Origin of the sequence: Merdimonas faecis (assembly GCF_001754075.1) — a bacterium.
In the GTDB taxonomy this organism is placed as follows: Bacteria; Bacillota; Clostridia; order Lachnospirales; family Lachnospiraceae; genus Merdimonas; species Merdimonas faecis.
The window spans coordinates 335,006-359,159 of the sequence record NZ_MIEH01000018.1; the positions used below are offsets into that span (position 1 = coordinate 335,006).

General features: G+C 43.5%; 31 protein-coding genes and 1 pseudogene. All 32 read right to left on the reverse strand.

The window, feature by feature from the left end:
• Nucleotides 1-8: 8 nt before the first annotated feature.
• Entirely contained in the window at nt 9-362 is a 354-nt protein-coding gene (locus tag BKD12_RS10390) for a DUF2200 domain-containing protein (RefSeq protein WP_070089488.1), read from the reverse strand.
• A 325-nt stretch (nt 363-687) separates the two neighbouring features.
• Nucleotides 688-1,200, reverse strand: a complete 513-nt coding sequence (locus tag BKD12_RS10395) for a helix-turn-helix domain-containing protein (RefSeq protein WP_070089246.1) — start codon at nt 1,198-1,200, stop codon at nt 688-690.
• A 91-nt stretch (nt 1,201-1,291) separates the two neighbouring features.
• On the reverse strand, nt 1,292-2,047 hold the full coding sequence (locus BKD12_RS10400) for a GNAT family N-acetyltransferase (protein ID WP_070089247.1): 756 nt from the start codon (nt 2,045-2,047) through the stop codon (nt 1,292-1,294).
• Nucleotides 2,048-2,049: 2 nt separating this feature from the next.
• A complete protein-coding gene (locus BKD12_RS10405; protein ID WP_070089248.1) occupies nt 2,050-3,027 on the reverse strand; it encodes a Gfo/Idh/MocA family protein in 978 nt (325 codons plus the stop codon).
• 95 nt (nt 3,028-3,122) lie between these two features.
• Complete coding sequence (locus BKD12_RS10410) at nt 3,123-3,824, reverse strand: hypothetical protein (RefSeq protein WP_070089249.1); 702 nt, start codon at nt 3,822-3,824, stop codon at nt 3,123-3,125.
• Nucleotides 3,825-4,181: 357 nt separating this feature from the next.
• A pseudogene (locus BKD12_RS17620) lies at nt 4,182-4,268 on the reverse strand (SMI1/KNR4 family protein); the annotation flags it as partial.
• A gap of 29 nt (nt 4,269-4,297) precedes the next feature.
• On the reverse strand, nt 4,298-4,750 hold the full coding sequence (locus BKD12_RS10420) for a GNAT family N-acetyltransferase (protein ID WP_070089251.1): 453 nt from the start codon (nt 4,748-4,750) through the stop codon (nt 4,298-4,300).
• 22 nt (nt 4,751-4,772) lie between these two features.
• Nucleotides 4,773-5,051, reverse strand: coding sequence for a hypothetical protein (locus BKD12_RS10425; protein ID WP_070089252.1), 279 nt, complete (start codon nt 5,049-5,051; stop codon nt 4,773-4,775).
• Nucleotides 5,052-5,186: 135 nt separating this feature from the next.
• A complete protein-coding gene (locus tag BKD12_RS10430; protein ID WP_070089253.1) occupies nt 5,187-6,611 on the reverse strand; it encodes an MATE family efflux transporter in 1,425 nt (474 codons plus the stop codon).
• Nucleotides 6,612-6,754: 143 nt separating this feature from the next.
• Nucleotides 6,755-7,285 (reverse strand): dihydrofolate reductase family protein, encoded by a 531-nt coding sequence (locus BKD12_RS10435; protein WP_070089489.1) that lies wholly within the window; start codon nt 7,283-7,285, stop codon nt 6,755-6,757.
• Nucleotides 7,286-7,389: 104 nt separating this feature from the next.
• On the reverse strand, nt 7,390-7,671 hold the full coding sequence (locus BKD12_RS10440) for a VOC family protein (RefSeq protein ID WP_330385587.1): 282 nt from the start codon (nt 7,669-7,671) through the stop codon (nt 7,390-7,392).
• A complete protein-coding gene (locus tag BKD12_RS10445) occupies nt 7,649-8,065 on the reverse strand; it encodes a pyridoxamine 5'-phosphate oxidase family protein (protein ID WP_070089254.1) in 417 nt (138 codons plus the stop codon). Before BKD12_RS10445 ends, BKD12_RS10440 begins: the two co-directional genes overlap by 23 nt.
• 32 nt (nt 8,066-8,097) lie before the next feature.
• Nucleotides 8,098-8,793 carry a 4Fe-4S binding protein gene (locus BKD12_RS10450; protein WP_070089255.1) on the reverse strand — a complete coding sequence of 232 codons (696 nt, stop codon included), beginning with the start codon at nt 8,791-8,793 and terminating at the stop codon, nt 8,098-8,100.
• Between the two features lie 248 nt (nt 8,794-9,041).
• On the reverse strand, nt 9,042-9,326 hold the full coding sequence (locus BKD12_RS10455) for a DUF2442 domain-containing protein (RefSeq protein WP_070089256.1): 285 nt from the start codon (nt 9,324-9,326) through the stop codon (nt 9,042-9,044).
• Between the two features lie 19 nt (nt 9,327-9,345).
• Nucleotides 9,346-9,606, reverse strand: coding sequence for a DUF4160 domain-containing protein (locus BKD12_RS10460; protein ID WP_070089257.1), 261 nt, complete (start codon nt 9,604-9,606; stop codon nt 9,346-9,348).
• Between the two features lie 135 nt (nt 9,607-9,741).
• Nucleotides 9,742-10,074 (reverse strand): SdpI family protein, encoded by a 333-nt coding sequence (locus BKD12_RS10465; protein ID WP_176730954.1) that lies wholly within the window; start codon nt 10,072-10,074, stop codon nt 9,742-9,744.
• A 116-nt stretch (nt 10,075-10,190) separates the two neighbouring features.
• Nucleotides 10,191-10,484 (reverse strand): hypothetical protein, encoded by a 294-nt coding sequence (locus tag BKD12_RS10470; protein ID WP_330385588.1) that lies wholly within the window; start codon nt 10,482-10,484, stop codon nt 10,191-10,193.
• 98 nt (nt 10,485-10,582) lie between these two features.
• The gene (locus BKD12_RS10475) at nt 10,583-10,744 is read right to left on the reverse strand and encodes a DUF6440 family protein (RefSeq protein WP_070089260.1); all 162 of its coding nucleotides are present in this window, start codon (nt 10,742-10,744) and stop codon (nt 10,583-10,585) included.
• Nucleotides 10,745-10,881: 137 nt separating this feature from the next.
• Nucleotides 10,882-11,361, reverse strand: a complete 480-nt coding sequence (rlmH, locus tag BKD12_RS10480) for a 23S rRNA (pseudouridine(1915)-N(3))-methyltransferase RlmH (protein WP_070089261.1) — start codon at nt 11,359-11,361, stop codon at nt 10,882-10,884.
• Nucleotides 11,362-11,370: 9 nt separating this feature from the next.
• Complete coding sequence (locus BKD12_RS10485) at nt 11,371-12,120, reverse strand: ZIP family metal transporter (RefSeq protein WP_070089262.1); 750 nt, start codon at nt 12,118-12,120, stop codon at nt 11,371-11,373.
• Between the two features lie 20 nt (nt 12,121-12,140).
• Entirely contained in the window at nt 12,141-12,704 is a 564-nt protein-coding gene (locus BKD12_RS10490) for a biotin transporter BioY (RefSeq protein WP_408606955.1), read from the reverse strand.
• A gap of 13 nt (nt 12,705-12,717) precedes the next feature.
• Entirely contained in the window at nt 12,718-13,128 is a 411-nt protein-coding gene (locus BKD12_RS10495) for a hypothetical protein (protein ID WP_070089263.1), read from the reverse strand.
• A gap of 283 nt (nt 13,129-13,411) precedes the next feature.
• On the reverse strand, nt 13,412-14,800 hold the full coding sequence (gene gltA, locus BKD12_RS10500) for an NADPH-dependent glutamate synthase (RefSeq protein WP_070089264.1): 1,389 nt from the start codon (nt 14,798-14,800) through the stop codon (nt 13,412-13,414).
• A complete protein-coding gene (locus tag BKD12_RS10505; protein WP_070089265.1) occupies nt 14,800-15,687 on the reverse strand; it encodes a sulfide/dihydroorotate dehydrogenase-like FAD/NAD-binding protein in 888 nt (295 codons plus the stop codon). The genes gltA and BKD12_RS10505 overlap by 1 nt, the downstream gene beginning before the upstream one ends.
• A gap of 177 nt (nt 15,688-15,864) precedes the next feature.
• Complete coding sequence (locus tag BKD12_RS10510; protein WP_070089266.1) at nt 15,865-17,115, reverse strand: chitobiase/beta-hexosaminidase C-terminal domain-containing protein; 1,251 nt, start codon at nt 17,113-17,115, stop codon at nt 15,865-15,867.
• A gap of 46 nt (nt 17,116-17,161) precedes the next feature.
• Nucleotides 17,162-19,549 (reverse strand): FtsK/SpoIIIE family DNA translocase, encoded by a 2,388-nt coding sequence (locus BKD12_RS10515; protein ID WP_070089267.1) that lies wholly within the window; start codon nt 19,547-19,549, stop codon nt 17,162-17,164.
• 66 nt (nt 19,550-19,615) lie between these two features.
• Nucleotides 19,616-20,305 (reverse strand): ClpP family protease, encoded by a 690-nt coding sequence (locus BKD12_RS10520; RefSeq protein ID WP_070089268.1) that lies wholly within the window; start codon nt 20,303-20,305, stop codon nt 19,616-19,618.
• A gap of 47 nt (nt 20,306-20,352) precedes the next feature.
• Complete coding sequence (locus BKD12_RS10525) at nt 20,353-21,633, reverse strand: O-acetylhomoserine aminocarboxypropyltransferase/cysteine synthase family protein (RefSeq protein ID WP_070089269.1); 1,281 nt, start codon at nt 21,631-21,633, stop codon at nt 20,353-20,355.
• Nucleotides 21,634-21,678: 45 nt separating this feature from the next.
• Nucleotides 21,679-22,143 (reverse strand): hypothetical protein, encoded by a 465-nt coding sequence (locus tag BKD12_RS10530; RefSeq protein WP_070089270.1) that lies wholly within the window; start codon nt 22,141-22,143, stop codon nt 21,679-21,681.
• Nucleotides 22,144-22,149: 6 nt separating this feature from the next.
• Entirely contained in the window at nt 22,150-22,881 is a 732-nt protein-coding gene (locus tag BKD12_RS10535; RefSeq protein ID WP_070089271.1) for a YebC/PmpR family DNA-binding transcriptional regulator, read from the reverse strand.
• 51 nt (nt 22,882-22,932) lie between these two features.
• The gene (locus tag BKD12_RS10540; RefSeq protein WP_070089272.1) at nt 22,933-23,730 is read right to left on the reverse strand and encodes a hemolysin family protein; all 798 of its coding nucleotides are present in this window, start codon (nt 23,728-23,730) and stop codon (nt 22,933-22,935) included.
• Between the two features lie 22 nt (nt 23,731-23,752).
• Entirely contained in the window at nt 23,753-24,100 is a 348-nt protein-coding gene (locus BKD12_RS10545) for a type II toxin-antitoxin system PemK/MazF family toxin (RefSeq protein ID WP_070089273.1), read from the reverse strand.
• Nucleotides 24,101-24,154 lie beyond the last annotated feature (54 nt).

Consider the following 24,154-nt stretch of genomic DNA (forward strand, 5'->3'; position numbering starts at 1 on the left):
TTCAATTTTCAATTTGCCCGCAATATCTTCTCCATTTTCTTTCCTTTTGCCAGCTCATCTACAAGTTTATCCAAATAACGGATTTCCTGCATGAGAGGATCCTCGATATCTTCTACACGAACTCCGCAGACAACACCTTTGATCAGTTTTCGGTTTTCGTTCATTTTCGGGGCGTTATGAAAGAAATCTTCGTAATTTATGGATGTTTCAGCCATCCGTTCCAGGTCCTCCGGATGATACCCGGTAAGCCAGCAGATAACCTCATCCACCTCTTCCTTCGAACGTCCCTTTTTGACAGCTTTGTTTACTAAAAGAGGATAAATTTTGGAGAACTCCATCTTGTATACTTTTTCGTTGTTCATATAACCCTCCATATCATATTCCGTAACCGGCATGGAAGTACTCTCCTGCCCCTACGATTTCCATATATTTTAGAAAGCCATGCTCGTAATCCTCAGGATAAGTAAAAGAAACATTTCATTTTCTGTACGCATATCGTCTCTATGCCCCCTTCTTTGTCCATTATATCATCCAATGATTTCCCTGTCATTTTCTTTCTCGTGGATATAAAAAAAGAGCAGACCACTGATTTGTCTGCTCCGTAAAATTGAAGTTATAGTCAAACCTGGATCCGTGGCAGGGACAGTTCCAGCAGTTTATACCCATAATTCTCTGCAAAGTTTGGTTTTACGGCATGTGTCTCCTGATCAGGAAAATCCCAATGGCCGCCGTTATAAGGATCACCGGCGCTAATCTGGCGAACAGCCATTCAAATGCGTGAAAGGCCACTCCCAAAACGGCGGTTTCCGGGTCACTATAGTCCCATCCTAAGTAAGGACTATTTAATACTGCTAAAACTGCAAAAATTATCACAATAATTATGCATAATGAAATCAGCAGCCAATGAAGTATTTTCCGTCTTGTGATTTTTCTCTGTGCGAACTGCAGATTTATCATCTCCAGTTTTTCAGATAGTTCTTTTAAATCATCTGTTTTCGGCTCGATAATAGTTTCTCCAAGCAAAGTGCTTACGGGCGTTTCAAGTACTTCCGATATGGAAATCAGCATATCAGAATCGGGAACTGATAACCCGTGCTCCCATTTAGAGATTGTCTGACGTACAACATTCAGCTTAATAGCAAGTTCTTCCTGGGATAGTCCTTTTGATTTTCTGATTGATTTAATGTTTTCACTTAACATGCGGAATAACCTCCTCTGTCTGTTATTGCCATCATTGTACGGGGGGTCCGCTCATTGCTGCAAGCAACGCAGATTAACATTTTAACTTGTTTCATCCAGTAAACTTTGAGGATAAATCCTTCGTTATGTCATTATATATTGAACTTCCATCAAGAATAGTTCCAAAGGTATCGACCCAGAACGGGATGTAACCACATCGACTTGCGACCATCTGTGAACCAATATTCGTTACAGAGGCAGAATAAAAAGGAATGATATTTCGTGCCAGCAATTCTTTGGTTAACCGCTTCACTAAATAGGTCCCTAATCGGGCATTCCTATATTCTTCTCTTACATCTATCCCAATCTCCCACACTCCATTTATTGATGATTCCGCAGCTCCTGCTACTCCGATAATTTTATTCTTATCCTTTGCAATACAGACAGCTTTCGTTGATGTAGAGCCATTTTCATGAAAGGCTAATGAATTTTCAAAACCTGTCACCCCGTCAAGTGATAAAATATCTCTGTAAAAAAGACATTCGCACTCATATTTCAATGAATCTGACATATCATCTATACAGCCGTTATCAGGAACATAATGAATTGTCTGTCCATAAACCAATGGAAGTTCAAAAATTTCATCCCTGTTCTTGTTTAATAAAAGTTCCTGCACTTTAGAATGTAAATCTTCTGATGTGCAAACCACAACGCAATTTCTATAGGCTAGTATTTTAATATATGGCTGTTTTGCGTTGAAGTTAATAGAAAATACCGTTGATTTTCCGTTTAGTTCGTCTGAACTACAGCAAAATTCATTTATCAACAATTCTTCAGTTTTATTTTTAATCATTGTTTTTATATTCATTTCTACTGCTCTTTTTCCTGCGGATAAATAAGGCCCCACTGTTCGCGTAACTCATCCATAATCTTCATAACTTCAATGCTGTCGGCAAGAGGCATGGAACTGCTCTCTTTCTCCCCGGAACGGACAGCATTTATACATTCCAGCACTTCATATTCATATCCGCTGATCTGTTCTGGCACATCTATCCTCTTAAGAAGCCTGTCTTGTGTGTCATAAACAGAGATGCTCTGAGGATTATTAATGTTTTCTACAATAATGTAGCCTTTTTCGCCATAGAAAATGCCCTTTCGGTCTGACCTGCTGTAGATATCATGAGTCAGCACCGCCATACGTCCGCCGCGGTAAAAAATAGTGATAGATTCCATTGCATCTACCCCTGTATCTGTCATACGGACAGACGACTCGATCCTTTCAATATCTGTTCCGAAATGCATCAGTGCAAAGTTAAGCCCATATACGCCGATATCCAAAAGCGCTCCCCCTGCCAGTTCGGGTCTCATGATGCGCTCTTTATGAGTGATAGGATAGGAAAGATTAGCCGTCAATACAGAGATATCGCCGATGATCCCACTGTCGATAATTTCCTGGATCATATTCCTGGACGGCATATATCTTGTCCAGATCGCCTCAGCAACAAAGACCTGCTCCTGTTTCGCAAGCTCTTTGATCCGCTCGGCCTCCTCTGCATTCAGAGTAAATGCCTTCTCACACAGTACCGGTTTTTTATGCCGGATACACAGTTCCATATTGTCGAAATGACAGGAATGAGGTGTTGCAATATAGATCAGCTCAACTTCTGGATCTTCACACAGTTTTTCGTAGCTCCCATAAGCCTTTTCAAATCCGTATTCTCGCGCAAATTCTTCTGCGCGTTTTAAAGTACGCGAAGCTGCCGCATAACACTCAGTCTCTTCCATCTGTCTTAACGTATCGGCGAATGTCTCCGCCATGGCTCCACAGCCTAAAATTCCTACTTTCATAAAATCCTCCTAATCTATTTATGTTTCTTTTTTGCTTTTTCTCTCTCGAATATCGTAATCGCAAATCTTCATTTTGGTCAACCCTCCTGTCACTTTCATATCTTTGTAATGATTTTATCCGGATCGGTATGCCGCAGAAAATATGCGTCCATATCCTCGATTCCAGTCATATTGTCATTTAATGACACATGTCTGGTTTCTGTATAAATTGTGACCTTTTTTATCATCTCCCAACCGGAATCTGTCTTCGTCTTCCGGATGATCCTGGTCACTTCATCCGCAGAGAAGGTATATTTTCTTCCTGCTGTGGGTCTGACAGTTACAATGGCGCCTTCAGCAGTTACCCGGAACCTCCATATCTGAAATGCCCAGACAAGAAACGGGCTGGCAAGCAGAACAGATACACTGGCAGATACTATAGAAAACATCAGACTTACAAGATCCAGCACTGTAATCAGCACCACCGGGAAAACAAGGGTGAAAACTGCCACGGCTACAATAACAAGATAGGACTTTGACCAGTATACTTCCGTTTTCAGTCCCAGTTCTGTTTCAAACAGGACTTTACCGTCATCATCAAAAAAGAGTACTTTTTCACCGCAGTTCTTTCCATAGCGGGTAGCCTGATAGATCAGATCAAGCCTGTCCTGATCCGTTGCCTTTCCCGCATGTCGGATCCACCGGACAGAATCGGCGTATGCATAAAAGCTTCCAAGGCAGACTTCCCCGTCAAACCTTGCAATGTTTCCGTTATCATCTTCGACCTGCACGTATCCCTTTGTCCCTGTAACTTTCACCTTATAGTCCCCCCTTGGGTGATTTCTCCTAGCATTCCAGCCTGGAGCACTCACTTGACCATCCAAATTCTTTCTTTAATTTCATATATGAAGGTTTGCTGGAAAAGAAATCCCTTCTGCGTGCAATCATTTCCCATACCATTTTGTATGCACTGTCTTCAGACTTCAGTTCGGGGCAAAGATGTTGAATACAGTGATTGTAGAATTCTTCACGCCATCCGATATACAGTTCTCCTGCATAAAAGGAAGCTTTAAGTCTCTGTAGAAAACGATCAAAATATTCTTTCCCCTCTTCAAAATCTCTTTTCAGAAAACAGAGCAGAGCCAATTCATATACTTCCCAGAACACGCTGTTTTATTGACAGGAATACCTCCGTTATGTTGCTTCGTCAAACAAATATAAGAGGCTGGTAACTTATAACCTAATTCCTGTTCAACACTGGCGCACCTCTTACTCCTTCGCAAATGATAATTTATCTGTGAATATACATTCTTGTCATATCAGGCTCATTGTCCCCTTGAACCATACACAAAAATTCCCAGCCGTATCTTTCATAAAAACTCTCATGATCTGTAATCAAATAGATAGGAGTAATTCCTTTAGACTTCATATCTTTTACAACTATATCCAGCAGTTGTCCCGCGATCCCTTGGCAACGATATTCCTTTTCCGTATATACCGCACATACATTTGGTTTAAGGTCCTTCCTGTCATGAAAATCATTTTCAATCACGCCAAGACCGCCTACAATGCACTCGCTGTTTAAACAAAGATACCAACCGTATTCTGTTTCATAATTGAGATAGGCTTCCATACACTCAAGATATGCCTCTTGCGGCACTTTCCATTTGTCATGAAACCATGCAGCCGCTTTTTCTTTTAATTCCGGCTTTTGTCTTAAAGTAACGTAGGTATATTCTTTCATAGTGTCCTCCGTAAACCAGGATTTATCGCTTCTTTACAAGCCAATTATCATTTTGTGTTCTTCTTTCTGCATAATAACCACATGGCATGTCTTTAAGAACACCGACAGAATTGTCTAAATCGAACACTTCTTTTAGAGATACCACTCTCGCTTCATCTGTATCATGCCTTGAGCCACACAAAAATTGCCACATTCCATCATCTTCATCATGTGATACATATAAAATGGGTTCGTTATCGTCTATAATATGGTAGCAGATTATCGTGGCTGTATTAGGTGCATCATAAAAAGGAAAATCCATATGAAACGCTCCTTTCAAATCATGATTTTTTAACTAATATGTGCTTCTATTTTTATTCCGTACTGTCCAATCTGGTCCTGAACGGTATTCAAAAAATGCTCACAATTCTCTGTTATATCATACTTAAAATGTTATCTATTGCCATTTTCCTTTCCTCCTGATCAAATTCCAATCTACTGTCCGGTCTTTTTTATTACCATTCTTTTTCTCTCCGTACTTTTTAAAGATATGCCTCAGCATCACAACAGCACAGATGCTCAAGATCAGTTCCGCCACAAACTGCGCATAGGCAAGTCCGTAGAGCGGGAACAGCCGGTTCAGTACGATCAAAGCAGGGATCTCCAGTACGACTTTTCTCATAATCGCAAATATAAGCGCGTACCTACCAAGTCCCAATGCCTGGAACACACCGACTGCCAGAAAATCAATACTTAAGAATACAATACCCAGACAGAACCCTCTCAGGAACGCCGATCCGTACTCTATGATCGTCTCATTTTTCATAAACAGGCCGATGAGTGCATCCGCTCCTGCGTAATATCCGATCGTCACCACCGCCAGTACCGGCACGATAAGTTTCAGGGCAAACATGATCGTATCCTTCATTCTCCTGATCCGCCCCGCGGCAAATGTATAACTTACCAGAGGCATGATTCCCTGCGAGAAACCGAGTGCCACCTGCATCGGGACCATGTAGACTTTGTACGCAATCCCCATTGCTGCGACCGCGTCTGCGCCGTAGACAGACGTAAAGTTATTGAGTATCGTCATGCCCGTCACATTCAGGAGATTCTGGATCGACGCCGGAATACCGACACCGCACACTTCAATAATAATCCTCTTTTTCAGACGGAACTTTCTCGGATCGATACAGACAAATGTATTTCCCCTCTTCACATAGAGAAGTACGAAGAAATACAGGCACGCCATACAGTTAGAAAGGAATGTGGCAAGGCCTGCGCCTGCCGCTCCCATGTTCAGCCCCCACGGAAGTATGAAGACCGGGTCTAAGATAATATTGAGGAAACAGCCACTCATCGTCCCGATGCTGGCATGCATCGCCGCACCCTCGGAACGCACCAGATAAGCCATGACCACATTGAGGATGGCAGGCGCAGCCCCCAGATATACTGCCCAGAACATATATCCCTGCGTTGCCGACCAGGTCGTCTTATCTGCCCCGATAAGCGTCAGAAGCGGGCTGTTCAGCAGACCGCACAGTAGTCCGAAGATAACGCCGCTTATAAGAGAACAATAAAAGCCAAAAGCCGAGCTCTCCGACACCGTCTTATAGTCTTTTCTTCCCAGTGCCCGGCTCATCATACTGGATGTGCCTACACCGAAGAGATTATTTACCGCATTAAATGCCAGCAGCACCGGCGAGGCAAGAGATACCGCCGCATTCTCCACCGGATCATTCATCATTCCTACAAAATAGGTGTCCGCCATGTTGTAAAGCACCATGACAAGAGAGCTGAAGATCATCGGAACAGCAAGCTTTGCCACCGCCCTGGGAATGGGAGCTCTCTCGAACAACTGTATCTTTTCATTTTCGTGCATTACGGTATCTTCTCCTTAGTAAAACTAGCATACTGCATTTATACAGTACGCTGTTATCTTTTTATGACCGGAATCCAGATTTCACTGTATGCATAGATGTCATTTTTTGTTGGTGAAATCTTTTCTCTCATGGATACATCAAATTATCTTCGTGTATAAATTAAATCTATCATACCATTATAATTTTGCGTATGAAGCAATTTTAATTTAATTTCATCTGTTCCATTTTCAAAAAGCCGGATACCAGAACCTAAAATGGTTGGAATTACAGTAATATAGTAAATATCAATCAAATTCTCGTTTACTAACTGCTGAACAATATCAGCTCCACCGCAAACCCATATTCCTTTTCCGCCTTGTTCCTTTAGTTTTTTTATTAAATCACCAGGATTTTCGTTGGCAAAGATAATTTTGTCAGAAGAAACGTTCTCTTCACGCGTAATCACATAAGTTATAAAATCGTCATATACCCACACATCCGGAGAAAGCTCGGTGATAAGTTGATGATACGTGTTTCGTCCCATTAAGATTGTATCTATATCCTTTACAAATTCAGAATAAGAATCAATATTTTCACTGTCATCACCCTGCCCCGTCAGCCAACTGACACCGCCTTTGCTGTCCGCAATATATCCATCAAGGCTCATCGCAATAAATAAACTGACTTTTTTCACTCTCTCCAAATAATTGATTGCCTTATCAGAAAATCTTTGATCATGGTTCATTTCATATCATCCTTCACAAAATTCTTTTTTTGTCTAGTTTATGAAATATGAATTTATCGCATACAGGCATTGACAAATTTCATGGGTACGCCCATACGTTCTGCTACTTGTTCTGGTGTCATTCCACTATTAAAAAAACGCTTGCATACTATTTTCATGTTCTCACCAACTTCGATAATATGTTTATCTGGATCATAGAAACGAACAACACGCTGTCCCCATGAATGTTCTACAATCGGGTGGACATATTCAACATCACATTCTTTCAGTTTATCAGCAAATTCATCAAAATTATCTTCTTCAAAGTGAAAGTTAAAACTCATACCTTGTTCCATGTGAAAGTAACAGTCCGTCAGTTAATTCTACGCATAGAATTATAGTATTCTCATCATTGAAATTATTATGTCCATTGTCGATCCACTCAGAAAATACTTTTTTTAATTTCTCGGCAATCCAACGATTTTCCTCTTTCCCGAAATATCCCAAATTGATACTCTTTCCATGTGCTGTGAGCCATTCACCAGCTATTGCAACAGTAGAGTTGCTTTCTATATGCTTCATTTTATTTGAAAGTGCATATGTAATAATATAAAATGCACCATTCTCATAATAAGCATTTACATAACGTACAAAAGGCACCTCATTCTCTACTGTTGCCAATGCAATAATGGTATCTTTTCCAAATCGTTCCGACATTATTTTTTCAGCATCTTCACTTAGTTTTTTCACAAAGTCATCTCCCTTAGAAATTAGGATTTTCTTTAGGTATTCTTCCTTAGAATCGAATTTTGACTGCCTAGATTATACGGACAAATGTCTCTACACTTATGACAAGCAATTCTCCAAACCTGCTCTTCTTCATCATCTCCAAATGCAAAATCCCAACAGGATTGCTGTTTTATTTCTGGATTTTCTAAAGCATTTACAGGACAAATATCAACACATAAGTTACAATTATTACAAAGGGGTTCTTTCATTTTATCAGGCTCAAGATTCTGTTCGCATAACACTGCTCCTAACCAGACCATACTTCCAAACTCTGGCGTTATTAACAAAGAATGCCTCCCTATTGTTCCCAAACCCGCCGCTTGAGCTATATGTTTTTGCGAAACAATAGAACGCCATCTGTTAGTATTTTTATCCCATTGGCTTTCATTTGTAGGAATAGGAACACATACTATCTGGTTCTTTTCCATTTCAATACAAAAATCCAGAGCTATCGCATCCATTTTTGCCGTAATAGAATTTCTTACCCTTGTATATGGAATATTAGACTTACAATTAAGTGTTCCTACTGGAAATCTGCAACCAAAAGAAATTACCGATTTGCAAGTCGGAAGTACATCTAAAGGATGATAGCCTTTCGGTGCATTATCAAACCTATCTATACTTGCTATACCACACAAATCTGCACCTAACGCAAACATTATTTCCTTTATCCTTTTACTATCCAACATACAATATCTCCTCCGTAAATTCCAATCTGTCAGCCTAGTTTTACTTCATTATACCATTCGTTTATTTCCCTGTCATTGTCTTTCTTATCCATACGAAAAGGAGCGTAACATCATCTGCCCACTCCCTTCTAAATACTCCACATGATTCATTACTTCACACCAAATCACACCCAAATGCGAAAAAACCGCACTTATTTATGATATGGCTCTCCATAACGTATCCAAGTGCGGTTTATATATTTAATATTCTATACTATTCGTTCTTTACTTTTTTTCAACTCGTGCAAATATAAAGGATCGATATCAATGCACTCGTTTACATTTCTTCCTCCAGCCACATCCCATGCCAATGTTCCATTTAAAACCATACATTTATTCATAAAAATATGATACGCCTTTATTCGATCAAAAATATTAGGAGCCAAATCTTTTTCTGCATGGCAACATACAATTTTCCCATCATCAAAATATACATCAACAGTATAATCTTCATACGGTATTACCTGAACAACAGTTGGAATATATTCTAACATTACAGCGCCTCCTTCATATTTAAACCAAAGGATTGATTCTGTTTAACGGTTTCCCATCTTTTGCAAGTTCCCAGTTTTGCATTAATTCATCCTGATGGATCACACACCATGCCAACACAAGTTTCAATTGCCTTGATGGCAATGCTCCCTGCAAAACACAGACATCATTTATATCGATCAAAGCCTTTTTTCCATTATACTCCACATGAAAGTGAGGTGGATTATGGTCATCATAATACATAGTAATCCTTATTCCATAAAACAAAGCAATTTCTGGCATACATATACCTCCACCTTAACAGCTCACTTCTTTAATCTTACATATGATTAACTTTATTATAGCTTAGACATCATATTATGTATAGATAATTAGGATTTATCAATTTGACTTTAGTTTTATTGCAGAGAATAGTAGTTATTTTTTTATTAACTTTACTGTCAACACCAAAATGGCTAATATTGCAGTTATAGTGTATATAAAGAATATTATTATTGTTGTATTCATATTTGCTTTAAGCAGATATAAAATTACGGAAACAATAATACCGATAACCGCAAACAAGACACATAAGTTCCCCGCAACATTATTTGCATAGTCCCAATTTTCTTTATTTTCCATTATCTTTTTATTGTGGTATCCTACCCTAAAATCAGGAAATTGAGTATGCTTTTTCTTTAATACAACTGATAAAATCCCTAAAATAAATGCAAAAACAATATAGAGCATAAACAAAAAGATTTTTCCCATGAATACTCTACCTCCCACACAAATTTCAATCTGTCGCCCGATCTTTTCTTCATTATACCATTTGTTTATTTCCCTGTCATTTTCTTTCTTGCATATACAAAAAAGAGAGCAGAACATCATCTGTCCACTCCCTTTCCAAACACTTTGGATGCTTCAATATTTGAGGCATTTTCAAATCCCCCTTCCTTAGAGAATTCAATAATAAGATGAGCAGTTGATCTTATTATTTCTTCAAACTGCTCAATCTCTTCTTTTGAAAAATGGTAGATATCCTCCCACGTATAATGCGGAAGCCAGCATGCTGCATGTTTAAAACCGTATTGTTCATCCTGTTTTTCGATATACACTTTTACTCTTCCATCATCCTGCATATCGGAATGAACAATTTCCGTTTCATCGTTTAATGTCATAAAAGGATACATCATATTATCATTCCTTCTGGCTTATATGCTATTTTTTGATTATATTATATCCCACCAACGATACTTTCAAATTCGGATTTGTAGCACTATTGACTTACTACTGGTTTGCCCTCTTTATCAAGTAACGGCGTAAATCCTGCTGCATTTCCATTTCTGTGGAAAACATAGTTTACACCTGTTTGTGTATCAACCCAAATTTCTATTACATCAATCGTGCCTTGCTGATAAATCTTTTTAAAACGCTCCATAAGTATTCCTCCTTAAATCCTAATTTTTCATTTTCACTTTTCTTCATTATATCATTCGTTTACTACTCTGTCATTTTATTTTCGCTCATACAAAAAGAGAGCGGAACATCATATGTCCACTCTCTTCCGCTACTCCCTTACTTATGATACGGCTCTCCATTGATAATCCGGTATCCACGGTACACCTGTTCCAGCAGTATCACCCGCATCAGCTGATGCGGGAACGTCATCCTGGAAAAGCTTAAAGCATAGTCTGAGCGCACTAAGACCTTCCTTCCCAGGCCGATGGATCCGCCGATTACGAAAGCAAGATGGCTTTTCCCCTGGATACCCAGACTGTTGATCTTATCCGCCAGTTCTTCAGAAGACAGCATCTTTCCTCCAATCTCCAGTGTAATCACATACATGTCGTCCCTGATATATTTCAGGATCCGTTCCGCCTCCTTATCCCGGATCTGCTTTTCCACTGTCTCGCTTGCCTGATCCGGAGTTTTTTCATCCTGTACCTCAATGATCTCCAGCTTACAGTAGCGGCCAAGGCGCTTGCTGTATTCTGCAATGGCGTCTTTTAAATACTTTTCTTTTATTTTTCCTACACTGATAACCGTAATTTTCATTCTTCCACCTTATCCGATATAATGATCCATTAAAAGCATCGTCATAAATCCAAAGATCAAGGCGTAAGTAGCCTGCCGCTCATAGCCATGGCTGTGAGTCTCAGGGATCATTTCGTCGCTGACAACATAAATCATAGTTCCACCTGCAAACGCCAGAGCAAATGGCAGGATTGCAGTCGCAACACTAACAGCTCCAAATCCTACCATGGTGCCGATGATCTCTATGACTCCGGTGAAGCTGGCAATAAAAAAGACGCGAAGCTTAGGTACACCGGCGATAATCAACGGTGATACGATCACCATCCCCTCCGGGATGTTCTGTAATGCGATTCCAACAGCAACCGTGATTGCATTGCTGATATTCTCATTGCCAAAGCCAACACCAGCGGCGATTCCTTCTGGAAGATTATGGATTGCAATTGCCAGTACAAACAGCATGACGCGGTTTAACTGACTTTGCTTTTCTGAATGAGCCTCCTGGTCCATACCTGTAATATGATGGAGATGAGGCGTCAGGCGGTCCACCAGATTTAGAAATATGGCTCCTGACAGGATACCAGCCAGCGTGACCCAGATATTGCCTTCATTTAGCGACGGTATGATGAGTCCGATCACGGCCGCGGCAAACATGACCCCGGCGGCAAATCCCAGAACTACATCATTAAATTCATGCGGTATTTTTTGAAATAAAAAGCCAAGCAGTACTCCTATGATCGTCGCACCGCCTACTCCAAGTGCTGTAATAAATGCCAGCTGCATAAAATTTTTTCTCCTTTTCTTTAATGGTTTTGGGATGTCTGCAGAGCCAGGCTGATACGCTGCTTTACCTGGATGCCTAATATGGACGCTAGTATAGCCTTTAAAACTGCTGTTGGTATAAAAGGCAGAACACAGGCTGTAATACCTGCAATAACAGAGCTTCCGGTAATAACAGTATAAAACAGAACACCTATAACGTAATTGGAAAGTGTTCCCAGAATTAGAAGCAATACAAACAGCAGCCGATTCTTAAATTCGATCCCCAGACCAATCAGATAAGCCATAATCGGAAAGGACACCAAAAATCCACCAGTTGGCCCTACCAGACTGGGAAGCCCTCCGGTAAAGTTCGAAAACACAGGAACACCAACCACGCCGATCAGAAGATAAACCAGCATAGACAGTGCTCCTCGCCTGGAACCGAGGATGATCCCGGCCAGGGTGACTGCAAAGGTCTGCATGGTCATAGGTACTCCCATAGGCATTGGAATAGATATCTGAGCCATAACTGCCGTCACAGCAGCCATGATCCCGATAAAACAAAAGTCTGAAACTGTTGATTTTGAACGGTACAAAAAATACACTCCTTTCTCCATCTTATCTGAAAAATATCTGTAAAAAGAATAAGATAAAAATAATCCCGGTAATGATTTTAATAAAAATTGTTGGTTCATTAAAATCTTTCAGATACACATTCGAATTCTCCAAGGGTATATCCGGATCGCTTCTCTTTTCCTTCAGCTGAAAACCGTCAACCACATGCTTCCATCCAGTGCGGTCTGTATAAACCTGCACATAGGGCGAACCAATATATTTTTGAAGAGGAATACGGTAGGGATCGCTTTTAATCGTCTGCACAGCGCCTGTCTGCGGATCCACGACTTCGATGATCATAAAATAAAATGTCTGACGTCTGCGTCTGCGCCCATCACTGTCCTCATAGTAGTCGTCGTAATATTCCCGTACAATGTTCAGGATACGCCCCTTAAGAGGAGTACTTTCCTGCATACACTGCCGATGAAATCTTCGATAATAAAATGCCTTTTGAAATCGTCTTACAATTTGGTATAAAACTAAAATACCAGCCGCATAAAATAACAAGATTCTGGTTTGGAAACCAGACGTGATTGTCACTCTCAAGAGGAAAGAATACCATAGAATCGCAAAGAAAATAAGGTAAGTAACTCCACTAAGATCCTCATCTACAGTATAGATTGCCTTATGCATAATTATGCTCCTTTTTGACAATAGGGGACGTACACTTTTGCAAAAAGTGTACGTCCCCTGTTAATTATTTAGCAGACAAAAGTTCGTGGATACCTTTTGCGCCTGCCTTTCCTGCACCCATGGCAAGAATAACAGTGGCGGCTCCTGTCACGGCATCGCCGCCGGCGAATACGCATGCCTTGGAGGTCTGTCCGTTTTCTTCCTCTGCGACGATACATTTTCTGCGGTTGGTTTCCAATCCTTTTGTAGTGGAAGCTATCAGCGGGTTCGGAGAGGTTCCAAGCGACATGATGACTGTATCTACTTCAATCTCATACTCGGATCCGGGGATCTCTACCGGACGTCTTCTACCGGATGCATCCGGCTCGCCAAGCTCCATCTTGATGACTTTCATCCCTTTTACCCATCCATTATCATCCACCAGGATTTCTTTTGGATTGGTAAGGAGGTCAAAGATCACGCCTTCTTCTTTAGCGTGGTGTACTTCCTCTACTCTGGCCGGAAGTTCTGCCTCGCTGCGTCGATATACGATGTGGACTTCCGCACCAAGACGAAGTGCTGTTCTGGCTGCATCCATCGCCACATTACCGCCGCCGACAACAGCAACTTTCTTTCCGGCCGCGATTGGTGTATCGTAGGAATCATCGAAGGCTTTCATCAGGTTGCTGCGGGTCAGGTACTCGTTAGCTGAGAACACGCCGTTGGCAGTCTCTCCCGGGATACCCATGAACATCGGAAGTCCGGCTCCGGAGCCGATAAATACAGCTTCAAAATCCTCTTCTTCCATCAGCTGGTCGATGGTTGTAGATTTTCCGATGACTACGTTAGTCTCAAATTTTACACCCAGCTCTTTTACTTTTTCAATTTCTTTTTTTACGACCTTTTCTTTTGGAAGACGGAATTCAGGGATTCCGTATACCAGCACGCCGCCCAGCTCATGGAGGGCTTCAAAAACGGTTACTTCATAGCCAAGCTTTGCCAGGTCGCCGGCACAGGTAAGTCCGGACGGTCCGGAACCGATAACGGCTACCTTGTGGCCATTGGTCTTTTCTGCCTTCTGCGGTTTGATATCATGCTCCAGCGCATAATCTGCAACGAATCTTTCCAGCTTACCGATCGATACCGGTTCTCCCTTGATCCCGCGGATACATTTACATTCGCACTGGGATTCCTGAGGACATACACGTCCGCAGATAGCCGGAAGTGCTGAGGACTCGCCGATAACCTGGTAAGCACCCTCAATATCCCCTTCTTTTACCTTAGAGATGAATCCAGGAATGTTGATGGATACCGGGCATCCCTGGATACATTTCGCATTTTTACAGTTCAGGCAGCGGGAAGCTTCTTCCATCGCTTCTTCCTGATTATATCCGTAACATACTTCTTCGAAGTTTGTTGCTCTTACCTTTGCATCCTGTTCTCTGACAGGAACTCTCTTTAACATATCAGCCATTAGTTGTCACCTCCGCAATGGCCACATCCGCCGTGATGGGTGTCGCCTTCCTGTAATTTCAGCATTGCACGGCCTTCCGCTGTCTTGTACATCTGCTGTCTCTTCATCGCCTCGTCAAAGTTGACCAGGTGTCCGTCGAATTCCGGACCGTCTACACAGGCGAACTTGATCTCATCTCCCACGTGAAGCCGGCATGCCCCACACATACCAGTACCATCTACCATGATAGGATTCATGCTGACGATCGTCGGGATCTCCAGCTTCTTTGTCAGCAGACAGACAAACTTCATCATGATCATCGGCCCGATTGCAACGCATACATCATATTTGTTCCCCTGCTCTGCCAGTTCCTCGATCATAGATGTAACCATACCGGCATGCCCATATGTACCATCGTCTGTACATGGATAATAATTTCCTGCAACTGCTTTCATTTCATCTTCCAGAAGCAGCATGTCTTTGGTCTTGGATCCGATGATTACGTCCACATCGATTCCATGTTCTTTCATCCATTTTACCTGCGGATAGACCGGAGCTGCCCCAACACCACCGCCGACAAACAGAATTTTTTTCTTTTTCAGAGTTTCCAGATCCTCCTCTACAAGTTCGGAAGGACATCCCAGAGGACCGGTAAAATCACGGAAGGAATCTCCTGCTTTTAATTCAGCCATCTTATGTGTGGATGCGCCCACTGTCTGAAATACGATAGTGATCGTCCCTGCTTCCCTGTCATAGTCACAGATCGTCAAAGGAATACGCTCTCCTTTTTCGTCCATCTTTACGATGACGAACTGACCCGGCATACAGTGCCTTGCGACGCGAGGAGCTTCAACATCCATAAGATAGATCATATCAGCCAGCTTTTCGGCTTTTAATATCTTGTACATCTCGTTTCCTCCTAAATCTAAATTATGCTTCTTTCATAATAAAGTATCTACCGCAAAATATCAAGTAACTTCGCCATAATAACCAAAAATAAACATACAAAATCGTTAATTATTACACAAAAAAGAGACAGATACCTGCATATATCTGCCCCTTTACTCTAACGATTTTCCAAGGAATCAGTTTGTGATCCGCTCATAATTGCGGGTGGTGATCCCGCTGGAACGGCCTTCACCATTCACCAGGATTGCTTTAAAGATGGTTGTTCCCTCCGGCATTTCAATTGGCCCGGTATACTTGGTAGATGCAGTGGTGGGATCAGATTCATCCATTGTATAGTAAGCATCATATCCCTCCGGCACCTTGATCTCAATCTGCTTTGCCTCATCATATTGTCCGGTGGACGGTGATACGGCAGGTGCATCTACGATTGGGAATTCTACGGTGTAGTTTTTCTGGACCGGAAGGCTTGGAACCCCCCTGTCATCCACCGCAATTGCCGTGATCGTCGTGGTTCCCTCACTGATCTGGATCGGTTCCGTATATTTGGTAGATGAGGTGGTTGGGTCGGACTCATCAGTAGTGTAGTAGATAGTCTCACCGTCACCTGCCGTCAGAGTCAGCTCCTGGACATCCTCGAAGGTTTCCTCGTCATCCAGACTAAAGGACGGCCCATCAATGATATATCCGCCCAGCGCTTCCTGTACCGTGTCACTGGCATCATCCAGGAGTTCCGGGATCTTTTCCTGTTGTTCCGTATCCATATAGAAATTGACGCATGCCTCATAAAGATCAGCGTTATCTGTCTGCTCCTCCAGGCCAGTCAGAAAAACTGCCTCTGCCGCATCCAGATCATCCTGCGCAGCATAAACGCCGGACAGTCCGGTATAGGCTTCAGGCCGTTCATCATCCTTGGACATCGCCCGTTCAAAAAGGCTCTGTGCCTCACTGTAATTTCCCGCATCCAGCGCCCGGGTTCCCCTTCGCACAACACCGGCATACGAATTGCTGTATAAGAAATAAATGCCGGCAGCGATCAGGATCAAAAACAGAGCCATGATCATCAGCAGTCTTCTCCTTTTTTTTCGAAGCGCTGCTTTTTTCCGCGCCTGCTGCTGGCGCCGACGCCTTCGTTCCATCTCCGGAGAGCTGCCGCGTCTTCCTGTACTGCGATTTGTATTTCTACTTGTACCCTGTCTTGTCCCACGGTCGGTACCTGTCCTGCGTCCGGTATTCCGTCCGGTATTTCGAACAGGAGCCGTATCAAAAGCCTCATCCTCCGGTTCCTCACCGTCCAGAGACACTTTGATCTGTGCCGTAAGCATATCATCCAGTGGATTATAATCTGGTACGATCCGCACTTCTTTTCCACAATGTTCGCAATATAATTCTCCATCCGGTATTTCATACCCGCAATATCTGCACTTCATTTTGCGAATTCCTCCCGGTTCTATTATAAATTCCTACGTTTGTTCCTTAAGAAATCGTTTCTTCAATATATTGTTCAAATTCTGCAGAAGTCATCAGCACCTTCCGGGGTTTGGTTCCCTCTTCCGGTCCCACAACACCTGCTTCTGCAAGCTGATCCATAATGCGCGCCGCACGGTTAAATCCAATTTTAAAAGTCCGCTGCAGCATACCAATGGAAGCCTTGTCTTTATCAATGATCAGACGTCCCGCATCGATGAAATGCACGTCCCTGTCATCTCCGTCCGGAGCGCTTCCGCTGCCTCCGCCGTTCCCGATGGAAGCGGTATTTACATGGTTGACAATCTCCTCGTCATATGTAACATCACTATTGTGATCCTTCAGGTATTCTACTACATTCTGCACTTCTTTATCAGTAACGAAGGATCCCTGTACACGGGCCGGTTTCTGATATCCGGAAGGATAAAACAGCATATCCCCTTTGCCCAGCAGTTTTTCTGCGCCGTTCATGTCTATGATAGTCCGGGAGTCCACTCCCGAAGACACAGAAAAGGCAATTCTGGAAGGCATATTCGCCTTGATCAGCCCGGTAATGACATTGACAGAAGGCCTTTGTGTAGCAAGAACCAGGTGGATTCCGGCCGCACGGGCCAGCTGTGCAAGGCGGCAGATTGCCTCCTCTACATCCCCGGGAGCTACCATCATCAGATCAGCAAGCTCGTCCACAATGATCACGATCTGAGGCATCAGCACCGGATCCTTTCCATCTTCTGCAGGCATGGTTCGGATCTTTTCATTATACCCCTTCATATCACGCACATGCAGGTCCGCAAAAGCCTGATATCTTCGGGTCATCTCGGCAACAGCCCAATTCAGGGCTCCGGCCGCCTTCTTTGGATCCGTTACCACAGGGATCATCAGATGAGGGATCCCATTGTAGACACTCAGTTCTACGACCTTGGGGTCGATCATGATCAGCTTTACCTCTTCAGGAGAGGCCTTATACAAAATACTCATGATCAAAGTGTTGATGCAGACAGATTTTCCGGAACCGGTGGCGCCGGCGATCAGTACATGAGGCATTTTGGCGATGTCTGCCACCACAACTTTACCGCCGATGTCCTTTCCGACGGCAAAGGATACCTTCGAAACACTGTTCTTAAATTCGGCAGATTCCAGCAGATCCCTGAGCATGACCGGGGAATTTTCCTTATTGGGAACTTCTATACCCACGGCTGCTTTTCCGGGAATCGGAGCTTCAATCCTGATATCCGCAGCTGCCAGGTTCAGTTTAATGTCGTCGGCCAGTCCTACGATCTTGCTGACTTTAACACCCATCTCCGGCTGCAATTCATACCGGGTCACAGATGGACCGCAGCTTACGTTAGTCACTGTGACATGAACACCGAAATTCTGAAGTGTCTGCTGCAGCTTCATCGCTGTTTCCCTAAGAGACGCATCTGATTCTCCACCGCTTCTTGGCCCGCGTTTCAGAAGGGATAACGGCGGATACCGATACGCTTTGACAGGCTTCTGCATCTGTGCTGTAGCAGCAGCGGCTACCACGCCAGCTTCCGCCGCGATAGCGTCCGCATCCATTTTGTTCTTTTTCTTCCGCACCGGCTCTGGATCCGGAACCTGTTCTGTTACATCCGAAACTTCCGTTTCTGCGGATGCAAACGTAACCTCTCCATCCCGGTGAATCGGAAATTCTGCTTCCGCAGCCGGCATTTCTGCCGTCAGTTCTTTGACCTCCGGAAATTTCCTGGCCAGTGTCGTGTCAAAGGAGACGCCTTCCACATGCCGGTCGCTTCGTTTAGCTCTCTGTCCGGACAGAGGCTTTTCCTTTTCCGCCTGCTTACTCTTTAAAGCTCTTTCAGTCCGCAGCGCCTGTGTGCGTTCCCGCCGCTTTGCAGCATCCTTTTTAGCCTTGTCATAGGCTTTGTCCCCTTGGGTTTTCACGCCCTGGAGCAGGGATTTCCCGGTAATGATCACAACACAGATGATCATCAAAATAATGTCTACGACATATGTACCCACAACTCCGATAGCCGGGGTCAGGATACTGACCAGGATGTTTCCCAGCATCCCTCCCTGTCTGTCGACAAGCTGCAGGAAGGTACAGACCAGGACCAGGAGCACGATTCCGGCTCCGGTCTTTACATATGCCTGGCGGTTTTCTCTGTTCGATATAAGAAATGTTGTCCCTCCAAACAAAAGAAACGGGATAACATAAGTGGTCAGTCCGAAAAGCAAAAACAGAATATCGGAGAATGTCCCCCCTATAAATCCTCCAAATCCAAAAATGCTGACTAACATTAAAATACTGACGGCAAGGGCCAGCCAGATAATAATTTCATCTTTTAAAAAGTTTTGTGTGTTCTGCTTTTTGTTGCTCCCTTTTTTGCGCCCTCTCTTTTTAGATCTGGCAGCCATTTTTTAATTTCCCCCTTATAATTGGCAATACATATCTTATTATAGCATTTTCCGGAAATGATGTCATTACATATTTTTACACTTTTTCTGCCGTTCCAGACGGATCATTTCGTGCAGTTTTAGCAATGCATCGCTCATTCCGCCTACTTCATCAATCAGCCCCTCCCGCACTGCATCGCGTCCTTCCAGCAAAGTGCCTACATCTTTAACCAATTCTGTAGGGTTTAGCATCAGTTCCTCAAGGCGCCTTTGTGAAATTCTGGAGTGAGCAGCAAGAAATCGGGTAATCCGATCCTGTGTACGGATCATGTTCCGCAGACTCTGCTCCACACCGATAAACATTCCATTTGAGCGCACAGGATGGATAATCATGGTGCCGCTTGGTACGATAAAGGAATATTTTGCCGCCACAGCCAAAGGCCCGCCTATGGAATGGCTTCCGCCCAGCACCAGGGATACAGTGGGTTTGCTCAAGGAAGCGATCATCTCGGCAATGGATAATCCCGCCTCAATATCCCCGCCCAGTGTATTTAAAAGAATCAGAAGCCCTTCTATCTCATCACTGTCTTCGATCTCCGCCAGCATAGGCAAAAGATGCTCATACTTTGTAGCTTTTGTACTGCCCGCGACAGATTCATGCCCTTCAATTTCACCAATAATCGTCAGAAGACGGATTTTATGCTTTCCCTCTCCCTGTTCCAGATCCAGGCTCCCCGTTTCCCTGATCTGTTCCTGCTTAACTTCTGCATTTTCCATAAAAACACCTCCATACTTTTTATTAGTATGGAGGTGTTTCAAATTTTTTATACTTCTTCCAATGCCTGACGAAGGTCTTCGATAATGTCATCAATATGCTCGATGCCTACGCTGAAGCGAATCAGATCCGGCTGTACACCCGCTTCCAGGAGCTCCTGGTCATTCATCTGGCGGTGTGTATGGCTGGCTGGATGAAGGACACAGCTTCTGGCGTCTGCCACATGAGTCACAATGGCGATCATCTTTAAGCTGTCCATCATGCGGACGGCAGCATCTCTTCCGCCCTTCAGACCAAAGGTGATCACTCCGCAGGTTCCGTTTGGCATATATTTCTGTGCCAGCTCGTAATATTTATCTCCCGGCAGGGACGGGCATTCTACCCAGGCCACCTTTTCATGACCTTTCAGATATTCCGCCGCCTTCCGTGCGTTTTCACAGTGGCGTGCCATACGCAGATGCAGAGTTTCCAGACCCAGGTTCAGAAGAAATGCGTTCTGAGGAGACTGGATAGATCCCAGATCACGCATCAGCTGAGCAGTCGCCTTTGTAATATAGGCGCCTTTGCCGAATTTCTGTGTATAGACGATTCCGTGGTAGGTTTCATCCGGAGTAGTCAGTCCCGGGAATTTGTCTGCGTAAGCTTCCCAGTCAAAGTTTCCGCTGTCCACAATAGCCCCGCCTACGCAGGTGGCATGTCCGTCCATATATTTCGTGGTAGAATGAGTTACGATGTCTGCCCCCCACTCAAAAGGACGGCAATTGATCGGTGTTGCAAAAGTATTGTCTATAATCAGCGGCACACCGTGTGCATGTGCTGCCTGTGCAAATTTCTCGATATCAAGAACAACCAGCGCCGGATTTGCGATCGTTTCTCCAAATACCGCCTTTGTATTCTCCTGGAAAGCCGCGTCCAGCTCCTCTTTGGAGCAGTCCGGATCTACAAAGGTCGCATCAATCCCCATTTTTTTGATCGTATGCGCATACAGATTATATGTGCCCCCGTACAGAGCAGATGCACACACGATATGATCTCCGGCCGCAGCGATATTCATGATCGCATAGAAACTGGCAGCCTGTCCGGAAGAGGTCAGCATAGCCGCATAGCCGCCTTCCAGGTCGCAGATTTTCGCAGCCACCGCATCATTTGTGGGGTTCTGGAGTCTGGTGTAAAAATATCCGGATTCCTCCAGGTCAAACAGACGTCCCATCTGTTCACTGCTGCTGTATTTAAATGTGGTGCTCTGGTAGATCGGCAGCACTCTTGGTTCGCCGTTTCCCGGCTGGTATCCGGACTGGATACATTTTGTCTCCATTTTATAATTGCTCATATACTACTCCTCCTTAACGTATCATCCGTTCCCGGCCCGGCAGGATCAATGTCTGGAAAAAGAAAACCATGATCTCTTAAAGCCGGAAGAAATTTTTTCATAATCTGACATGCCGATTTCCATCTTGGTTACCTTTTTCTGGTTCCATTTTTCCACCATCATTTCCGCCAGCTTCTCGCAAAGAGGATCCCTGGTATGTATAAACAGCGGAACAACATAAACCACCATGGCCAGATTAAAATTCAAAGCATATTTTTCCTGGTCTCGTTTGGAAAACTTCTGTATCTTCTGGAAGGCATATTCTGGAATGATTTCAGCGAATTCCGTAAGCGCTTCCTCGCCCATGTCCGCACAGCAGGAAGACACGCCGGAAAGCAGCTCCCGGTAGCTGTCGTATGCACGCAAAAAAGCCGGACTATAGGTCTTTTTCTTGAACAGTTTGATTTGTCTGAGCATTTCATCAAACATCTGCTCCAGTTCCTGCTTCAAACTTTCCACAGACTTTTCCATAGATATTTATTCCTCCCAGTTGTGATATACATCCTGGACATCATCATCGTCATCCAGCATATCCAATGTCTTCTGGATTGATGCAATATCCTTTTCATCTGTCAATTTTACATATGTCTGAGGAATCATCGTTACCTCGGCAGAAGCCATGGGAAGCCCCGCTTCCTCCAGAGCCATACGAACCGCACTGAAATCTTCCGGAGTGGTCATGATCTCATAGCTGTCCTCTTCTTCTACAAAATCTTCTGCACCTGCGTCCAGCGCCTGCATCATCAGTTCATCAGAATCTCCCTCATACTCTTCCTTATCAATAATGATCTGTCCCTTTTTGTCAAACATAAATGAAACACAGCCGGGAGTGCCTACATTGCCATTTCCTTTTGTAAACGCATTCTTTACATTGGAAGCGGTACGGTTTTTATTATCTGTCAGAGTCTCCACAATGATGGCTGTTCCGCCGGGGCCATATCCTTCATAAGTAATATGCTCATAATTTGCAGCATTGGCGTCACTGTCTGCACGCTTGATATTACGCTCAATCGTATCATTCGGCATATTATTGGCTTTTGCCTTTGCAATCACGTCACGCAGACGGCTGTTATTGGCCGGATCTGAGCTTCCGCCCTCTTTTACTGCAACTGCCAGTTCTTTCCCGATCTTGGTAAAGATCTTTCCTTTTGCTGCATCATTTTTTTCTTTCTTGTGCTTAATATTAGCAAATTTTGAATGTCCTGACATTTTAACTATTCCTCTCTTCGTATCTTATCTTTTCACACTCTTTCTATTTTATCACTCTTCGTTCTGTTTTTCAATCTTAACTCTCTGTATGATATTATTATCTACGGATAAAACAGTGAAAAGATAACCTTCGTACGCCACCTCGCACTTCTCGTCCTCGGCAGGGATCCGGTCCAGTTTGTCCACGAGGAATCCGTTCAAGGTCTCATATTCATCTTCTTCGAAAGAAATTGCCAGAAGATCTCCCAGCTCCTCCAGGTCCAGCATTCCGTCTGCCAGATAGCTTCCGTCTGCCTGCTTTGTGATCATCAGCTCTTCTTCATCATACTCATCCAGGATATTTCCCACGATCTCTTCCAGAATATCTTCCATAGCCACAATTCCTGAGGTCTGGCCATATTCATCCAGTACGACAACGATGTGATTTTTTTCCGCCTGCATCTTTTTAAACAGCGTATCAATGCTCTTGGTCTCCGGAACAAAGACCGCCGGACGTATGTAATCTTTTAACTCCGCTACCGGACGCTTTCGAAGACTTTCGTCCAGATAGCAGGTAATCGCCTCTCTGAGATGCAGAAATCCTGTAATCTCGTCAATGTCCTCATGATAGATAGGAAACCTCGAATAGCTCTCCTCCAGCATAAAGCGAAGAGCGTCTTCTAAAATTTCCTCCCCGTCTATCGCCACGATATTTTTACGATGTGTCATAATATCCTTGGCGTCTTTATCCATATAACGGAAAATATTCCGTATCAGCACCGCCGCCTCTTTTTGCATCCCGTCATCCAGCTTCTCATCCTCTGCCTGGAAAATATTTTTCATTCTCTGGAATAAACTACCCTCTTCCATAATCTGTTTTCTAACTCCTTTGCTATGTATGAAGCTCTAGGCTGATTTTCAAAGCTTCATCTACTTTCTTCATGATTTCTTTATCCAGATGGCACACCATATCTTTCAGACGCTGTTTGTCAATAGTGCGCACCTGTTCCAGCAGAACCACCGAATTTTTGACAATCTGATACTTTCCTGCATCAATCTCTACATGTGTCGGCAGTTTTGCCTTGTTCATCCGTGACGTAATAGCTGCACAGATAATAGTAGGACTGTGTCTGTTCCCTACATTATTCTGAATTACCAGCACCGGCCGGATGCCGCCCTGTTCGGATCCGACTACCGGACTTAAGTCAGCATAAAAAATATCTCCTCGCCTTACCTGCACTTCTTTCACACTCCGATATATTCAAGATATATTCAGTATTTCCATCTTTTCAAG

Excerpts from the sequence above, each read along its gene's own strand:
- BKD12_RS10390 (WP_070089488.1), bottom strand. The coding sequence starts at position 362 with ATGAACAACGAAAAAGTATACAAGATGGAGTTCTCCAAAATTTATCCT.
- BKD12_RS10395 (WP_070089246.1), bottom strand. The coding sequence starts at position 1,200 with ATGTTAAGTGAAAACATTAAATCAATCAGAAAATCAAAAGGACTATCC.
- BKD12_RS10400 (WP_070089247.1), bottom strand. The coding sequence starts at position 2,047 with ATGAATATAAAAACAATGATTAAAAATAAAACTGAAGAATTGTTGATA.
- BKD12_RS10405 (WP_070089248.1), bottom strand. The coding sequence starts at position 3,027 with ATGAAAGTAGGAATTTTAGGCTGTGGAGCCATGGCGGAGACATTCGCC.
- BKD12_RS10420 (WP_070089251.1), bottom strand. The coding sequence starts at position 4,750 with ATGAAAGAATATACCTACGTTACTTTAAGACAAAAGCCGGAATTAAAA.
- BKD12_RS10425 (WP_070089252.1), bottom strand. The coding sequence starts at position 5,051 with ATGGATTTTCCTTTTTATGATGCACCTAATACAGCCACGATAATCTGC.
- BKD12_RS10430 (WP_070089253.1), bottom strand. The coding sequence starts at position 6,611 with ATGCACGAAAATGAAAAGATACAGTTGTTCGAGAGAGCTCCCATTCCC.
- BKD12_RS10440 (WP_330385587.1), bottom strand. The coding sequence starts at position 7,671 with ATGGAACAAGGTATGAGTTTTAACTTTCACTTTGAAGAAGATAATTTT.
- BKD12_RS10450 (WP_070089255.1), bottom strand. The coding sequence starts at position 8,793 with ATGTTGGATAGTAAAAGGATAAAGGAAATAATGTTTGCGTTAGGTGCA.
- BKD12_RS10455 (WP_070089256.1), bottom strand. The coding sequence starts at position 9,326 with ATGTTAGAATATATTCCAACTGTTGTTCAGGTAATACCGTATGAAGAT.
- BKD12_RS10460 (WP_070089257.1), bottom strand. The coding sequence starts at position 9,606 with ATGCCAGAAATTGCTTTGTTTTATGGAATAAGGATTACTATGTATTAT.
- BKD12_RS10465 (WP_176730954.1), bottom strand. The coding sequence starts at position 10,074 with ATGGGAAAAATCTTTTTGTTTATGCTCTATATTGTTTTTGCATTTATT.
- BKD12_RS10470 (WP_330385588.1), bottom strand. The coding sequence starts at position 10,484 with ATGACATTAAACGATGAAACGGAAATTGTTCATTCCGATATGCAGGAT.
- BKD12_RS10475 (WP_070089260.1), bottom strand. The coding sequence starts at position 10,744 with ATGGAGCGTTTTAAAAAGATTTATCAGCAAGGCACGATTGATGTAATA.
- rlmH (WP_070089261.1), bottom strand. The coding sequence starts at position 11,361 with ATGAAAATTACGGTTATCAGTGTAGGAAAAATAAAAGAAAAGTATTTA.
- BKD12_RS10485 (WP_070089262.1), bottom strand. The coding sequence starts at position 12,120 with ATGCAGCTGGCATTTATTACAGCACTTGGAGTAGGCGGTGCGACGATC.
- BKD12_RS10495 (WP_070089263.1), bottom strand. The coding sequence starts at position 13,128 with ATGCAGGAAAGTACTCCTCTTAAGGGGCGTATCCTGAACATTGTACGG.
- gltA (WP_070089264.1), bottom strand. The coding sequence starts at position 14,800 with ATGGCTGATATGTTAAAGAGAGTTCCTGTCAGAGAACAGGATGCAAAG.
- BKD12_RS10505 (WP_070089265.1), bottom strand. The coding sequence starts at position 15,687 with ATGTACAAGATATTAAAAGCCGAAAAGCTGGCTGATATGATCTATCTT.
- BKD12_RS10510 (WP_070089266.1), bottom strand. The coding sequence starts at position 17,115 with ATGAAGTGCAGATATTGCGGGTATGAAATACCGGATGGAGAATTATAT.
- BKD12_RS10515 (WP_070089267.1), bottom strand. The coding sequence starts at position 19,549 with ATGGCTGCCAGATCTAAAAAGAGAGGGCGCAAAAAAGGGAGCAACAAA.
- BKD12_RS10520 (WP_070089268.1), bottom strand. The coding sequence starts at position 20,305 with ATGGAAAATGCAGAAGTTAAGCAGGAACAGATCAGGGAAACGGGGAGC.
- BKD12_RS10525 (WP_070089269.1), bottom strand. The coding sequence starts at position 21,633 with ATGAGCAATTATAAAATGGAGACAAAATGTATCCAGTCCGGATACCAG.
- BKD12_RS10530 (WP_070089270.1), bottom strand. The coding sequence starts at position 22,143 with ATGGAAAAGTCTGTGGAAAGTTTGAAGCAGGAACTGGAGCAGATGTTT.
- BKD12_RS10535 (WP_070089271.1), bottom strand. The coding sequence starts at position 22,881 with ATGTCAGGACATTCAAAATTTGCTAATATTAAGCACAAGAAAGAAAAA.
- BKD12_RS10540 (WP_070089272.1), bottom strand. The coding sequence starts at position 23,730 with ATGGAAGAGGGTAGTTTATTCCAGAGAATGAAAAATATTTTCCAGGCA.